The sequence below is a fragment of the Arthrobacter sp. AG367 genome (assembly GCF_007828995.1).
Classification (GTDB): Bacteria; Actinomycetota; Actinomycetes; order Actinomycetales; family Micrococcaceae; genus Arthrobacter.
The window spans coordinates 47,924-60,466 of record NZ_VIVE01000010.1; the positions used below are offsets into that span (position 1 = coordinate 47,924).

The following is a 12,543-nucleotide window of genomic DNA, read 5'->3' on the forward strand; positions in this document are numbered from 1 at the left end:
AATTCCTCCCTTAAATTTACCGGATCGAAGGGTCTGTCACAGACATGACACGTTGTCCGGATCGTGCTCCCGCTCCTGCCGTGCGGGACCCGCTGCCAGGCTCCCCGAACCTGGTCCCCGGCCGTGATCCCCGAACCGTGATTCCGGTCTGGAAGTCCTACCTGCGGCCGAAATCGGTGTCCGTGTACGACCCCGGCCGGCCGGACGCACTGCCTTGGCAGGTACAGGTGCCCTGCACTTCGATGCGCACCGCCGTCGGCCGCGCGGCGTCCAGGTGCAGGGTCACGGGCTCATGGTCCGCAGCGGCGACGCGCAGGAGTGATTCTTCGGGGGAGATGGCAGACATCGCTGTCCTTTCGGAAGGGGGTCGTTTTAGGGGGATTGTTCAGGAGGACTGTTTCCGGGGGCAAGCCGGGGGCGTGCCGCCCGGGACGAAGTGCCGAATCAGCGGCCGGCTGATTCGCTGGCCTGCAGGGTTTGGTTAAGGCGTATGTCCAGCAATCCTGCCGCGACCGCCGGTGCCAGCCCGGGGGCCAGCGGAAGGCGGGGGACCACCAGGCAGTGCCACAGGTGGTAGATGTCCGCCTTGCCTGACCATACGGTGGAGGAGACATTGCCGTTCTCGTCGAGTTCCTGCTTCCAGGACCCATGCTCGTAGTCGATGAACCAGTCACGGGCATGGTCCCAGATCCGCTCATACCAGTCCGCGTACTTCTGGTCCCCCGTGGCGATATAGAGGGCTGCCGCACCCCCGATTGCCTCGGCGGGCACCCAGCGGATGCGGGTGGTGACCACCGGCTTGCCCTCCCAGTCAACGGTGTACACAAAGCCGGGGTGGCCGTCCGGTTCCCAGGCGTCGCGGATGGCGGCGTCAAACAGGCCGCGCGCATCGTCGAGCAGCCAGGCCGGGACGTCCAGGCCGCGGGCTTCGAGCCCGGCACGGAGGTGGAGGAGCAGGCGCGCCCACTCAACCCAGTGGCCTGGGGTGCCGCCGTACGCCCGGAACTGGCTGGCCCGGTCATCGGTGTTGTACTCCGGCATGGGGTTCCACTCCGGGTCGAAGTGCTCGAACACCCGGTAGTTGTTGTTGCGGGCAAAGTTGTGGATGAGCACTTCGGCGATGTGCAGGGCCCGTTCGAGCCAGCGGTTCTCCCCGGTCACATCGGCCACAATGAGGTATGCCTCCACGGAATGCATGCTCGCGTTTCCGCCACGGTATGCCTCGGTTTCCGTGAATTCCCGGTTCCACGAGTCGAAACACATGTTGGCCTGGTGGTCCCAGAATTTGGTGTCAGCCACCCGGAGCGCCTCGTCCAGCAATTCGCGGGCCCCTGGCCGCCCTGCGGCGACGGCACTGGCAGCGGCGAGGAGCACGAAGGAATGCTGGTAGCCGGACTTCGTATCGTTCACGGGGCCGTTCGCGTCCACCTCGGCGTACCAGCCGCCGAACTCATCGTCGTGGAGGGGGCCGTTGAGCGCAGCGATGCCGTGGTCCACAAGGAGCGCGGCACCCGGCCTGCCCATCAGCGCGGCGACGGCGAAACTGTGCGTCATCCGGGCGGTGATCCACAGATGGGTGGGCTTGTCGGCGAACACCTTGCCGTAGTTGTCCAGCCAGCCGAATCCGGTGGGGACCTTGGAGGCCTCGGCAAAGCGGACCAGCCGGTCCGTCTCCGCCTCAAGCCATCGTGCGTGGGCGGCACTGTCGAGCCACGTCATGTTAATTCCTCTCTCTGGTGCTGGTGCAGGTGAAAATGTCGGATCAGGCGACGGCATCGGATATGCCGCGGATGATGGTGGCGGCCGCGCCCAGGTAGGCCAGGACGATCAGCAATATCTGCGCGGCGCGGGTGGGGACGTGCTTGGCGGCGAGGTCGCCAAGAACCAGGCCAGCCAGGCAGGCGACGGCGACGGCGAGCCACATCGCCAGGGGCATCACGGGGAACGTCTGGGGCGCGGTGATCGCCTTGGAGATGAGCGAGAAGACGCCGATGGTGAAGAAGTACGGTTGCATCGTGGCCGCGAAGGACTTGTGCTGCCACCGGGTGGCGATGGAATACATGCTGACGGCTGGACCGCCCACTCCTGCCGCTGTGTTCATGAACCCGCTCAGGCTGCCGGCGGTGAGCAGGTACCGCCGGCGCGCCGGCAGCGTGGCGGACTTCAGGGCCAGCAGGATGGTCAGTCCGGCGGCGAGGATCACCCCGATGGAAATTTCCAGGACCGCCGCCGGGACCAGCCGGATCAGGAATGCGGCCGGGACAATGCCGAGCAGCGCCGAGGCCGCGAGCATTAGGTACCGCTTCCAGTCGATGTCCCGCACCACCCGGAAGATGATGGCGCCCGCCGTCACGGCGCCGCACACATTCACCAGCACTACTCCTTCCACCGGGCCCAGGAGCAGGACCAGGAAGGGCGCGGCCACCAGGGCGAAGCCCATCCCGGTGATCCGCTGCATCCCGGCGCCCATGACGACGGCGCCCAGCACCAGTCCGGTGGTCAGCACTTACGGCCGCCAGGCCACGTACTGGACCTCCTCGAACTCTTCGAGGCCCAGGCTTGATCCTTCCCGGCCCAGGCCCGACTGCTTGGCGCCGCCCATGGGAGCGAAAGCAACGGAGGGCAGGGGATCGTTGACGCCCACGATGCCGGCTTCGAGGCGTTCGGGAATGTCCCAGCCGCGCTTGGCGCTGCTGGTCCACACGTAGGCAGCCAGGCCCATCTCGGTGGCGTTCGCCTTCCTGATGGCGTCCTCTTCGGAGGAGAAGGTGACGACGCCGGCCGCCGGGCCAAAGACTTCCTCGGTCACCAGGCGTGCGTCGTCCGGGACGTCCGCCAGCAGGGTGGGTGCCAGGAAGGACCCCTTGGCCGGGACGTCGGTGCGCTGGGTGACCTGCCGGGCGCCCCGGCTGAGTGCGTCGTCCACCAGGGACTGAACCGCGGCCACCCTTTCGGCGTCGATAACGGGACCGAGCTCCGGAACCGGTGCGCCGCCGTCGGGAACGCCGTGGCCGATGCTCATCGCATCAAAGCGGGCGCCCAGCCTCTGTGCAAACTCCTCCGCGATGCCCTCCTGGACCAGGAACCGGTTGGCGGCAACGCAGGACTGGCCCGTGTTGCGGAGCCGGCCCAGGACGGCACCGTCGACGGCGGCGTCCAAATCGGCGTCCTCGAACACGATGAAGGGTGCGTTGCCGCCCAGCTCCAGCAGTGGCCGGACCACGCGTTCCGAGGCTGAGGCCATGATCTGCCGGCCCACGCCGGTGGATCCGGTGAAACTGACGGCCCTGACCGCGGGGTGGGACATCAGGGCGGCGGTGATGTCACGGGAGGGGCCGTGGACCACGTTGACCACGCCGGCGGGGAAGCCGGCGTCGTGCAGGACTTCGAACAGTCCCGTGGCAGCCAGCGGCGCCTTCTCAGACACCCGGCCCACCACCGTGCAGCCTGCGGCCAGCATCGCGGCGAGCTTCCGCGCCTGGATGGAGACCGGGAAGTTCCAGGGGGTGAGGCTGAGCGCTACTCCGATGGGTTTGCGCAGGCTCAGATGGCGGCGGCCACGCAGTTCAGGCGGGCTGACGGTGCCGGTGGCCCGGCGCGCCTCCTCCGCGAACCAGCGGAAGTACTCCACGGAGAAGTCCACCTCCCCCTGCGCTTCGGGAAGCCGTTTGCCGGCTTCGAGTGCCAGGGTGTGGGCCAGTTCGTCGCGGCGTTCTGCCAGGAGGTCGGCGGCGTTGCGGAGCAGGTCTGCCCGGTGGCGGACGGTGGAGCCGGACCAGGAATTGAAGGCCTCCGCGGCGGCGCCGGCGGCCTTGGTGGCATCGTCGGCCGTGCCCCAGGCCACCTCTCCCACGGTGGTGCCGTTGCCCGGGTCAATCACGTCCTTGGCGGTTCCGGAGGTGTGCCAGGTGCCGTTAATGAGGTGCCGGGCGGATTTGAGGTTCATGGATTGTGCCTTTCGTAGGGCTGGGAAAAGATTCGACAGTTCCGGGCGGCCGCCAAAGCCGGGCCCGGGCCTGGTTCCTTATCCCTTGCTCGCGCCGGCGGTGATGCCGGCTACAAAGTAGCGCTGCAGGAAGACGTAGGCGATGACGACGGGCAGGGATGCCAGGATCACGCCGGCGAACAGCAGCGGGTAGTTGGTTTGGAACTCGCCCTGGAAACTCAGCAGAGCCAGCGGCAGGGTGCGGTTGCCGGGGGACTGGATGAACAGCAGCGGGTACAGCAACTCGTTCCAGTGGATGACGAACAGGAAGATGGCGGCTGCGGCGATGGAGGGCGCCGAGAGCGGCAGGGCGATGGAGAAGTAGGTCTTCCACGGTCCGCTGCCGTCGATGGAGCTGGCCTCGTAGAGTTCCTTGGGCAGGGTCCGCATGAACCCGCCCAGGATGAACACGGCGATGGGCAGCGTGGAGACCACGTTGGCCACGACCAGGCCGGCCAGGTTGTCCAGCAGGCCAAGCCGGCCGAAGAGCACATAGAGCGGCACCATGTTGGCCTGCGCCGGGATGGCCATGCCCAGGACCAGGAACCCGAAGATGGCCCAGGCCATAAATCCCTTCAGCCGGGACACGGCGTAGCCGGCCAGGCTGGCAAGGAACAGGGTGAGCGGCACGGAGATACCCGTGACGATCGCGCTGTTCATGAAGGATGAGCCCAGGTTCTGGCCGCCCACCACTTCCGCGAAGTTGTCGGCGGAGAGGGAGTGCGGCAGGCTGAATGGCCCGGCGAACAGTTCCTGCGTGGACTTGAAACTGCCGAACGCCACCACGGTCAGTGGAACGATGATGATGACCGCATAGATGGCCAGGATGGCGCGGCGGCTTAGTGAGGCGAGCATGCTGCTATTCCCCCTTCGGGGTCAGCCGGAGCAGTCGGCGCTGAAGCCAGGTGACCAGGGCGATCATCGCCATGAAGATGATCGACTGGGCGGCGGCGTAGCCGAACTCCGAGTTGGCAAAGGTGCTGTAAATGCGGGTGGACAGGATGTCCAGGGCAGCCTTGGGCGGGTTGCCCGCGATACCGAGGATCAGGTCGAATGCCTTGAACGATTGGACGGTGGTGTAGGCCACCACAATGGACGTGGCCGGGGCCACGAATGGCCAGGTGATGGACTTGAACTGCTGCCACTTGTTGGCGCCGTCCATTTCGGCTGCTTCGTAGAGTTCCCTGGGGATGGCCTGCAGCCCCGCGATATAGACCACCATCATCTGGCCGGAATGGAACCACACCTGGGTGACAGCAACCCAGTAGAGGGCCTGGGCGTCATTGCCGAGGTAGGCCCCGCCGTCCACCCCCACGGTTCTGAGGACCGAGTTGGCCAGGCCGAAATTGGGGTCGTAGATGAACTTCCAGATGAAGGCCACGGACACCGAAGACAGGATGGTGGGGAAGAAGAACAGGGCGCGGAGCAGGATGCTGCCGCGTGAGTTCCGGGTGAGGAGCAGTGCCAGGACCAGCGAGAACGCCGTTTGGGCGATGACCACCAGCAGCACGAACTTCAGGTTGTTGGTCAGGGCATTGGTGAACAGCGAGTCCTTGGTGAACGCACGGATGAAGTTGTCCAGGCCCACGTAGTTGAAGGCCGCCGAGAAGCCGTTCCAGTCCGTGATGGCGTACTGGAAGGCCTGCAGCGTGGGCATCACCAGGAAGAAGGCGACGACGGCGACGGCGGGCAGTGGGAAGAGGTACAGTGCCGGATTCACCCGGGTGGGGGAGCGCCGGCGCACCTTGGGGGCGTTGGCGGAGGTTTGGCTCTCCGGCGCCTTGCCCTTGGCTGCGGTTCCGGGATGGATGCTCATAGCCGTTCATCAACAATCTTCTGGGCGGCGGCGGCTGCCTGTTCCGGGCTGGTGCCGGAGATGACGGCCGTGGCACTGGCCTCCACCGCATTGCGGACGTCGAGGTTCTGGAACTGGAAGCGGGCTGCGAGCGCCGTCTTCTTCTGCAGCCAGGGGCTCAGCCGCTTCAGGTCCGGGTTGGTGTACTCCACCTTGTCCACGGACACGTGCTGGGCGGTCTGGTTGGCGTAGTAGCCGGCGTTTTCGGGCTCGGAGAGGAAATCGATCCAGGCTGCCGCGGCGGCCTGGTTCTTGCTGGCCGAGTTGACGCCGAGGATGAACGTGGCGTTGTAGGCGCCCTCGTATTTGCCGTTGCCGTCGGAAGTGGTGTTGGGGAACACCAGGTCGATGGGGAACTTGGCGCCGAGTCCCCGCACGGCGGCGATGTGGTAGGAGCCGGTGGCCAGCATGGCAGCCTTGCCCTGGGAGAACAGGTTCTGGGCCGGTTCCACGGCGGTGCCGGTGGCGTTGGGCTGAACGAAGGGCTTCAGGTCCTTGTACTGGTTAAGCATCTTGATGAACCAGTCGTCGGTGCACTTGAGCTTGCCCTGTTCGATTTGGGCGCACATGTCGTCAACGGGGGCGTTGTTGGCAATCATGCAGTTGAACAGCTGGCCGCCGTTTCCGACATCGCCGCCCGGCCAGGAGATGGGGATGACACCGGCGGAGGCCAGCTTCTCGCACATGCCCAGGAACGCATCCCAGTTCTTGGGGGCGATCTCCGCACCGGCCTTGTCAAAGAGATCCACGTTGGCCATGGGCATGGGGAACACCACCTGGTAGGGCAGGCCCAGTTGGCTGTCGCCGTTCCGGCCCGCGGACAGCAGCCCCTTCTGGTAGTTGCCCACCGCCTTGCTGTCCTTGAGGTCGGTGTAGATGCCGGCTTCGGTGAAGTTCTTGAACTGGGCGCCGCGGAAGGTGGCAAAAGCGTCGCCGATCGAGCCGCCGCGCAGCTTCTGGAGGGCCTGGGCGTTGTAGTCGTTGGAGGTGGAGATGTCCTGGGCAACCTCCACGCCGTTGTGCTGGGCGGCGAAGCGCTTGATGAGTTCGTCGAACACGGCCTTGTCCTCGCCGCGCCAGTGGGCGAACGACACCCTGCCGGTCACGGCGCCGGTGGAGGGTGCCGCCGGTCCGGTGGCACCGCCGGGTTTGGTGGAACCGCCGGGCCCGGCGCACGCTGCCGCAGCGGCGCCGAAGCCCATGGCTCCCAGAAGGGCGACTGCCTGCCTGCGTGAAATCTGACTCACAATAATCTCCTCGTTGAGTGTTTGGTGTGCCTTGTTTGCTTACTGCGGAAAGGGTGTGCCCCGGTCAGGACGTTGGTGCGCGCCACTTATGGCTACGCGTGCGTCCTCTGCGCGGAGACGACGTCGTCAACGACGGCGCAGAGGCGCTGCAGCCGGCGGACGGCGTCGGTGGAGAGGGATTCGACGACGTCGGGGGCGCCGATGCAGGATGCCCAGACGGCGCGTCCGGAGAGGAAGCCGCTGGCGCCTTCCAGGCAGGCCCACCGAACGGCATCCGGGAAGACGTCCTCGGGGACGCCGGAGGACAGGACCACCCACGGGCCGTCGATGGCCTTGGTCAGTTCGGCGCAGGCGGCGCGGACCTGGTCTTCGGGGGCTTGGCCGTGGAAGGGGACCTCCGCTTTGTAGAGGTCGGCGCCCAGGCTTCCGAGTTCCTTGGCTGCGGCCAGGATGCCGGCATCCCAGTCAAAGTCGCCGCCGGCCAGGGGCTTGCGGGAGACGGGCTCGATGATGCTGATCAGTCCGGCGGACCGGCAGCTTTCCACGAATTCACGGACCATGGCCACACGGCCTTCGGCGGGCTCGTCCGGGCGGTAGAGGACCAGCAGCTTGAGGGCCTTCACCCCCAGGGCCGCGTACTTCTGCGGATCCACCAGCCGGTCGATGGTGACCTCGCCAACGAGCTCGCCGTGGGCGGATTCGAAGTGGTCGGCGGAGGCGATGAGCCCGCAGCTGGGGTCCACGACGCCGGCCTCGATGGCCTGGTCCAGGGCGAACTGACGGTCGATCAGGATGCCGGAGGCGTACGGGGTCAGGATCCGGGCTGCTTCAAGCTTGAAGTCGCGCAGGTCCTGGTCCGTGACGGGCTGGTCGGTGTGTTCGGCGAACATGTTCCGCATGGCTTCGCGCTGGTCCACGGCCAGCATGGCGAAGGCGCCGGAGGGGCGCTGGAGCGGGGAGAGGTCGGTATGGCTCATGGGGTGGCTTCTTTCGGTGGTCAGTTGGAGGCTGGGACAAGATTGACGGTTTGGTGCGGGATGGCGGACCGGCCGTCCAGTCCGCCGCAGGAGGCGGAGGCGGTGCGCCCGGCGAATACGGCGGCTTCCACCAGTGGAAGCCCGGCAGCGACGGCGGCGAGCAGGGCGCCGTGGTAGACGTCGCCGGCACCGAGGGTGGACACGATGGTGGCGGGCGTGGCCGGGACGTGGACGGGTTCGGCGCCGCGTTCCAAAACCCAGGCACCTTCGGAGCCGGCGGTGGCGACGACGGCGGAGGCGCCGTCGTCAGTTGCCTTCCGGAGCAGCGACTCAGGGGAGAGGTCCTCGCCGTATTCTGCGCGGAGCCTTTCGATGGTGGGGACGTACAGGGCCACGCCGCGGGGGCTGAAGGCGGGGATGGGGTTGCCGGCGTCCACGCTGATGGCCAGGCCGGCCGGCCGCGCGGGGGCATTGGCCACCGCGTTCCAGCCCAAGTGGTCCGTGTGGACCCAGGCCGCTGACTGGAGCAGTTCGGAGAAGCGGCTGTCCCCGGGGAAGCTGACCGGCGGGACCGGACGGGTGACGATGGCCCGGCTTTCGGTGGCCCTGCTGACCACGATCACGCTGGCACCGGTCTTGACGCCGGCGTCGCGGATCACGGCGGAGGTGTCCACGCCTTCTGCCTGAAGGCCGCTGACGATGCGGTCCCCTTCTTCGTCGGTTCCCAGGACGCCGGCAAAGGCCGTCCTGGCTCCGGCGCGGGCGGCCGCTACGGCTGCCGTGGCGGCGGGTCCGCCGCCCGCCGTGGCAAAGTCCGTGGCTACGGTGCGGCTGTCCGCGGCAGGGTAATCCTGCACCAGGGCGATGGCGTCAAGAGTGGCGCAGCCTACGAAGAGCAGGGTTCCGGTTGACGGTTGGGGCACGTTCCACCTCGTTGTAGTTCCGGCTGATACTGAAGAAATATACACATAGCATGTTGGAAAAACAACACTTTCTGTATAGTTGTGTTTGGGATGCAACGCCGCGGTCCCGCCCACTCAACGTAGAGAAACGGAGCAGCTCATGTCATTGCCTACTGCGGAATCGGTCCGGACCATCCGGTATGGCCTCATTGGAGCGGGCCATATGGCACGCGAACACGTCCGGAACCTTGCCCTGATCCCGGGAAGCCGCATCACCGCAGTCTCGGATCCCACACCCTCTTCACTGGAAGAGACGGTGAAGGAGATCGGCCATGAGGTGCGGACTTTCCCTTCCCACCAGGAGTTGCTGGCCTCGGGCCTGGTGGACGCGCTGGTGATCGCCAGCCCCAACGACACCCACCTGGGCATCCTCAAGGACATCTTCGCCAGCGGGACCAACCTTCCGGTCCTCGTGGAGAAGCCCGTGTGCACCACGGCGGAGCAGGCGGACGAACTGGAGGCGCTGGCCGGCAGCTACCCGGCCCCGGTGTGGGTGGCCATGGAATACCGGTACATGCCGCCGGTCCAGGAGATCATCCAGGCGGCGCATGGCGGCAAGCTGGGCAACATCCACATGCTCTCCATCGTGGAGCACCGCTTTCCGTTCCTGCACAAGGTGGATGCGTGGAACCGCTTTGCGGAACGGACCGGCGGGACGCTGGTGGAAAAGTGCTGCCACTTCTTCGACCTGATGCGCCTGATCCTGCAGGACGAGCCCGTACGCGTCTTCGCCAGCGGCGGCCACGACGTGAACCACATGGATGAGGTCTACGACGGCCGGGTGTCGGACATGCTGGACAACGCCTATGTAATCGTCGATTTCAAGGGCGGCCGCCGCGCCATGCTGGAGCTGTCCATGTTCGCCGAGGGATCCAAGTTCCAGGAACGCATCTCCATTGTTGGGGATGCTGCCAAGATTGAAACCCTCATCCCGGTGGCCGCCAACCACTGGATTCCCGGTGACCACGCTGAAGCGACGGTTGAATTCAGCCCAAGGTCCCCGCTGGGTCCCGAAAAGCACGAGGTTCCGGTGGATGAGGCTGTCCTGGCGGCCGGCGCGCACCACGGCTCCACCTACTATGAGCACCAGGGCTTCCGGAAGGCCATCCTGGGCGAGGGGCCGGTGGAAGTCACCGTTGCGGACGGACTGCAGTCCGTACGCATGGGCCTGGCCGCCGAACGCTCTATTACGGAAGGACGCCCCGTTGAGCTTGGCAATGCCGCCCTCGGGGTACGTTCATAAGAAGATACATGTTGGAATTGCAACATCCCGCCAGGCTCCTGCCCGGCGCACGGGGGAGGGAGAACAGCCAATGGGCACCGCAGATAAAGAGGCGCCGCTGACACCCCGCCAGCGCACCATCCTCGATGAGCTGGGCCGCCGGGGGTTTATTTCAACAAATGATCTGGCGGAGACCTTTGCCGTCTCCGACATGACGGTGCGGAGGGACACCCGGGTGCTGTCCAAGCGCGGACTGGCCCGGGTGGTCCACGGCGGCGTCAGCGCCGTGGACGGTCATGGCCAGAACGCGAACTTCGCCGCGCGCGTCCGGGAGGACGCGGACGCGAAGCTTCGGGTGGCCAGGGTGTGCCTCTCGATGATTGGCGAACGGGATGCCATCATCCTTGATGCCGGCACCACGACGTACCAGATCGCGCAGGAACTGCCCACGTCGTTCACCGGCACCATCATCACGCACTCCGCGCCCGCCATTCAGCGCTGCCTGCAGCTGACGGCGGCGCGCACCATCTGCCTGGGCGGGGAGCTGCTGCTGGACAGCCAGGCGTTCAACGGACCGATGACCGTCAGCGCCGCCTCCGGGCTCCGTGCCAAGACAGCCTTTATTGGCGTCAGCGGCATCCATGACGAGGCGTTCTATATTGAGCGCGACGTGGAGCGCGCCACTAAGATCGCCCTTATGAATTCAGCGGAACAGGTAGTGGTGGTGGCAACCCACCAGAAGATGCTGCGGTACGCGCTGGCGCGGCTGGCGGCGTTCGACGCGGTGGACATCCTGGTCACGGACGCTCCGCCGCCGCGGGAGATCGAGACAGCCCTGCGCGCCGCCAACGTCAAGCTGATGGTTGCCGCATGACGGCCCGCCTGCGCGTGTGCCTGCCGTCCCGGGACCTGCTGGACGCACTGGCGCCGATTGACGGCGTCGACTTTGTCCTGTGGGACCTCACCGGGCCGGCGCCGGACGGCCGGCTGGACCTGCTGGTGCCCGGCTACATGGGCAAACCGGCGGCGCTCGCCGCACTGGAGGGCGTGGACGTCGGCCTGGTGCAGAGCCAGTCCATCGGGTACGACGGCGTCGCCTCGGTGCTGCCCGCCGGCGTCACCTTCGCCAACGCGGCGGGAGTCCATGAAACCTCGACGGCGGAGCTCGCCGTGGGGATGATGGTTGCTTCCCAGCGCGGCATTCCGGACTTTGTCCGGAACCAGGAAACCGGTACGTGGGACAACAGCCAGCGGCCCAGCCTGGCGGACCGGCGCGTGCTGCTGGTGGGTTACGGGGGAGTGGGCAAGGCCATCGAGGCCCGGCTCCTGCCGTTCGAAACCGACGTCACCCGGATGGCCAGCCGCGCCCGGGACGATGAGCGCGGGACCATCCTCGGGATCGATTCGCTGTACCAGCAGCTGCCGCTGCACGAGATTGTGGTGGTCAGCGTCCCCCTGGGCGAAGACACCAAGCAGTTGGTGGATGCGAAGTTCCTGGCGGCCATGCCGGACGGGGCCCTGCTGGTCAACGTGGCCCGCGGCCCGGTGGCGGATACCGGGGCCTTGCTGGCAGAGACCGCAAGCGGACGGCTCCGGGCCGCGCTGGACGTCACCGATCCGGAGCCGCTGCCCGCCGACCATCCGCTCTGGACCACTCCCGGCGTGCTCATCACACCGCACGTGGGCGGCGCCAGTTCGGCCATGTTCCCCCGGATGGTCCGGTTGCTCAGGAAGCAGATCGGGCTGCTGTTGGAGGGCAAGGACCCGGTGAACGTGGTCCTCCCTTAACCGCGGCGGTTCCCGCCCCTATGCTTGGCCCATGTCCACTTTTGAAGTCCGCCGCAGTTCCGTCATCCCTGCCGCCGCCGAAGACATCTTTCCGCTCGTCAACAACTTCCACGAGTGGACTGCCTGGTCCCCCTGGGAGACCATCGACCCCCGCATGAGCCGCCGCTACTTCGGCACTGAAGCAGGCACGGGGGCCGGGTATGAGTGGAGCGGCAACCGCAAGGCGGGCAGCGGCACCATGGAGATCGAGGAGTCGGTGCCGTCGAATCTGGTCCGGATCCGGCTGCAGTTCACCAAGCCCTTCAAGGCCCTGAACCCCACCACCTTCACGTTCACCCCTGCCCCGGGCGGCACCGAAGTGACCTGGCGGATGACCGGCGAGAACAAGGGCCTGGGGAGGGTGTTCGCACTGTTCATGAACATGGACAAGATGGTGGGCGCCGATTTCGAACGCGGCCTGGCCGCGTTGGCTGCCACAGTGGCGGCACGAAAGAGCTGAGGCCGCCA

Annotated in this window: 13 protein-coding genes; 4 read left to right on the forward strand and 9 right to left on the reverse strand. The window is 66.6% G+C overall.

All coding sequences use genetic code 11. The features are described from left to right. Positions 1-157 precede the first annotated feature (157 nt). From FB478_RS19065 to FB478_RS19105, 9 genes are all read right to left on the reverse strand, one after another. Positions 158-346 carry a hypothetical protein gene (locus FB478_RS19065; RefSeq protein WP_018771356.1) on the reverse strand — a complete coding sequence of 63 codons (189 nt, stop codon included), beginning with the start codon at positions 344-346 and terminating at the stop codon, positions 158-160. Between the two features lie 98 nt (positions 347-444). Beyond that, entirely contained in the window at positions 445-1,719 is a 1,275-nt protein-coding gene (locus FB478_RS19070; protein WP_056389393.1) for an AGE family epimerase/isomerase, read from the reverse strand. Positions 1,720-1,762: 43 nt separating this feature from the next. After that, entirely contained in the window at positions 1,763-2,506 is a 744-nt protein-coding gene (locus FB478_RS19075) for a sulfite exporter TauE/SafE family protein (protein ID WP_018771354.1), read from the reverse strand. Then, positions 2,507-3,946 (reverse strand): NAD-dependent succinate-semialdehyde dehydrogenase, encoded by a 1,440-nt coding sequence (locus FB478_RS19080; protein WP_056389395.1) that lies wholly within the window; start codon positions 3,944-3,946, stop codon positions 2,507-2,509. 78 nt (positions 3,947-4,024) lie between these two features. Further along, on the reverse strand, positions 4,025-4,840 hold the full coding sequence (locus FB478_RS19085) for a carbohydrate ABC transporter permease (protein ID WP_018771352.1): 816 nt from the start codon (positions 4,838-4,840) through the stop codon (positions 4,025-4,027). A 4-nt stretch (positions 4,841-4,844) separates the two neighbouring features. Beyond that, positions 4,845-5,801: a carbohydrate ABC transporter permease gene (locus FB478_RS19090; protein ID WP_018771351.1), complete on the reverse strand. Its 957-nt coding sequence runs from the start codon at positions 5,799-5,801 to the stop codon at positions 4,845-4,847. Further along, positions 5,798-7,087 carry an ABC transporter substrate-binding protein gene (locus FB478_RS19095; RefSeq protein ID WP_144601326.1) on the reverse strand — a complete coding sequence of 430 codons (1,290 nt, stop codon included), beginning with the start codon at positions 7,085-7,087 and terminating at the stop codon, positions 5,798-5,800. The genes FB478_RS19090 and FB478_RS19095 overlap by 4 nt, the downstream gene beginning before the upstream one ends. A gap of 92 nt (positions 7,088-7,179) precedes the next feature. Then, positions 7,180-8,064, reverse strand: a complete 885-nt coding sequence (locus FB478_RS19100; RefSeq protein ID WP_144601327.1) for an aldolase — start codon at positions 8,062-8,064, stop codon at positions 7,180-7,182. Between the two features lie 20 nt (positions 8,065-8,084). Further along, positions 8,085-8,987 (reverse strand): PfkB family carbohydrate kinase, encoded by a 903-nt coding sequence (locus FB478_RS19105; RefSeq protein WP_144601328.1) that lies wholly within the window; start codon positions 8,985-8,987, stop codon positions 8,085-8,087. Positions 8,988-9,126: 139 nt separating this feature from the next. Here FB478_RS19105 and FB478_RS19110 point away from each other — a divergent pair, with 139 nt between their 5' ends. The 4 genes from FB478_RS19110 (at position 9,127) to FB478_RS19125 (ending at position 12,535) form a co-directional block, all read left to right on the forward strand. After that, positions 9,127-10,269: a Gfo/Idh/MocA family protein gene (locus FB478_RS19110; RefSeq protein WP_142068396.1), complete on the forward strand. Its 1,143-nt coding sequence runs from the start codon at positions 9,127-9,129 to the stop codon at positions 10,267-10,269. A 70-nt stretch (positions 10,270-10,339) separates the two neighbouring features. Beyond that, positions 10,340-11,122: a DeoR/GlpR family DNA-binding transcription regulator gene (locus tag FB478_RS19115; protein ID WP_018771346.1), complete on the forward strand. Its 783-nt coding sequence runs from the start codon at positions 10,340-10,342 to the stop codon at positions 11,120-11,122. After that, a complete protein-coding gene (locus FB478_RS19120; RefSeq protein WP_018771345.1) occupies positions 11,119-12,036 on the forward strand; it encodes a 2-hydroxyacid dehydrogenase in 918 nt (305 codons plus the stop codon). The genes FB478_RS19115 and FB478_RS19120 overlap by 4 nt, the downstream gene beginning before the upstream one ends. A 31-nt stretch (positions 12,037-12,067) precedes the next feature. Further along, positions 12,068-12,535: an SRPBCC family protein gene (locus FB478_RS19125; RefSeq protein ID WP_018771344.1), complete on the forward strand. Its 468-nt coding sequence runs from the start codon at positions 12,068-12,070 to the stop codon at positions 12,533-12,535. The last annotated feature ends 8 nt before the right edge of the window (positions 12,536-12,543 follow it).

What these genes read in the sequence shown, in the direction of transcription:
- FB478_RS19065 (WP_018771356.1), bottom strand. Translation starts at nt 346, where the DNA reads ATGTCTGCCATCTCCCCCGAAGAATCACTCCTGCGCGTCGCCGCTGCG.
- FB478_RS19070 (WP_056389393.1), bottom strand. Translation starts at nt 1,719, where the DNA reads ATGACGTGGCTCGACAGTGCCGCCCACGCACGATGGCTTGAGGCGGAG.
- FB478_RS19080 (WP_056389395.1), bottom strand. Translation starts at nt 3,946, where the DNA reads ATGAACCTCAAATCCGCCCGGCACCTCATTAACGGCACCTGGCACACC.
- FB478_RS19085 (WP_018771352.1), bottom strand. Translation starts at nt 4,840, where the DNA reads ATGCTCGCCTCACTAAGCCGCCGCGCCATCCTGGCCATCTATGCGGTC.
- FB478_RS19090 (WP_018771351.1), bottom strand. Translation starts at nt 5,801, where the DNA reads ATGAGCATCCATCCCGGAACCGCAGCCAAGGGCAAGGCGCCGGAGAGC.
- FB478_RS19100 (WP_144601327.1), bottom strand. Translation starts at nt 8,064, where the DNA reads ATGAGCCATACCGACCTCTCCCCGCTCCAGCGCCCCTCCGGCGCCTTC.
- FB478_RS19110 (WP_142068396.1), top strand. Translation starts at nt 9,127, where the DNA reads ATGTCATTGCCTACTGCGGAATCGGTCCGGACCATCCGGTATGGCCTC.
- FB478_RS19115 (WP_018771346.1), top strand. Translation starts at nt 10,340, where the DNA reads ATGGGCACCGCAGATAAAGAGGCGCCGCTGACACCCCGCCAGCGCACC.
- FB478_RS19120 (WP_018771345.1), top strand. Translation starts at nt 11,119, where the DNA reads ATGACGGCCCGCCTGCGCGTGTGCCTGCCGTCCCGGGACCTGCTGGAC.
- FB478_RS19125 (WP_018771344.1), top strand. Translation starts at nt 12,068, where the DNA reads ATGTCCACTTTTGAAGTCCGCCGCAGTTCCGTCATCCCTGCCGCCGCC.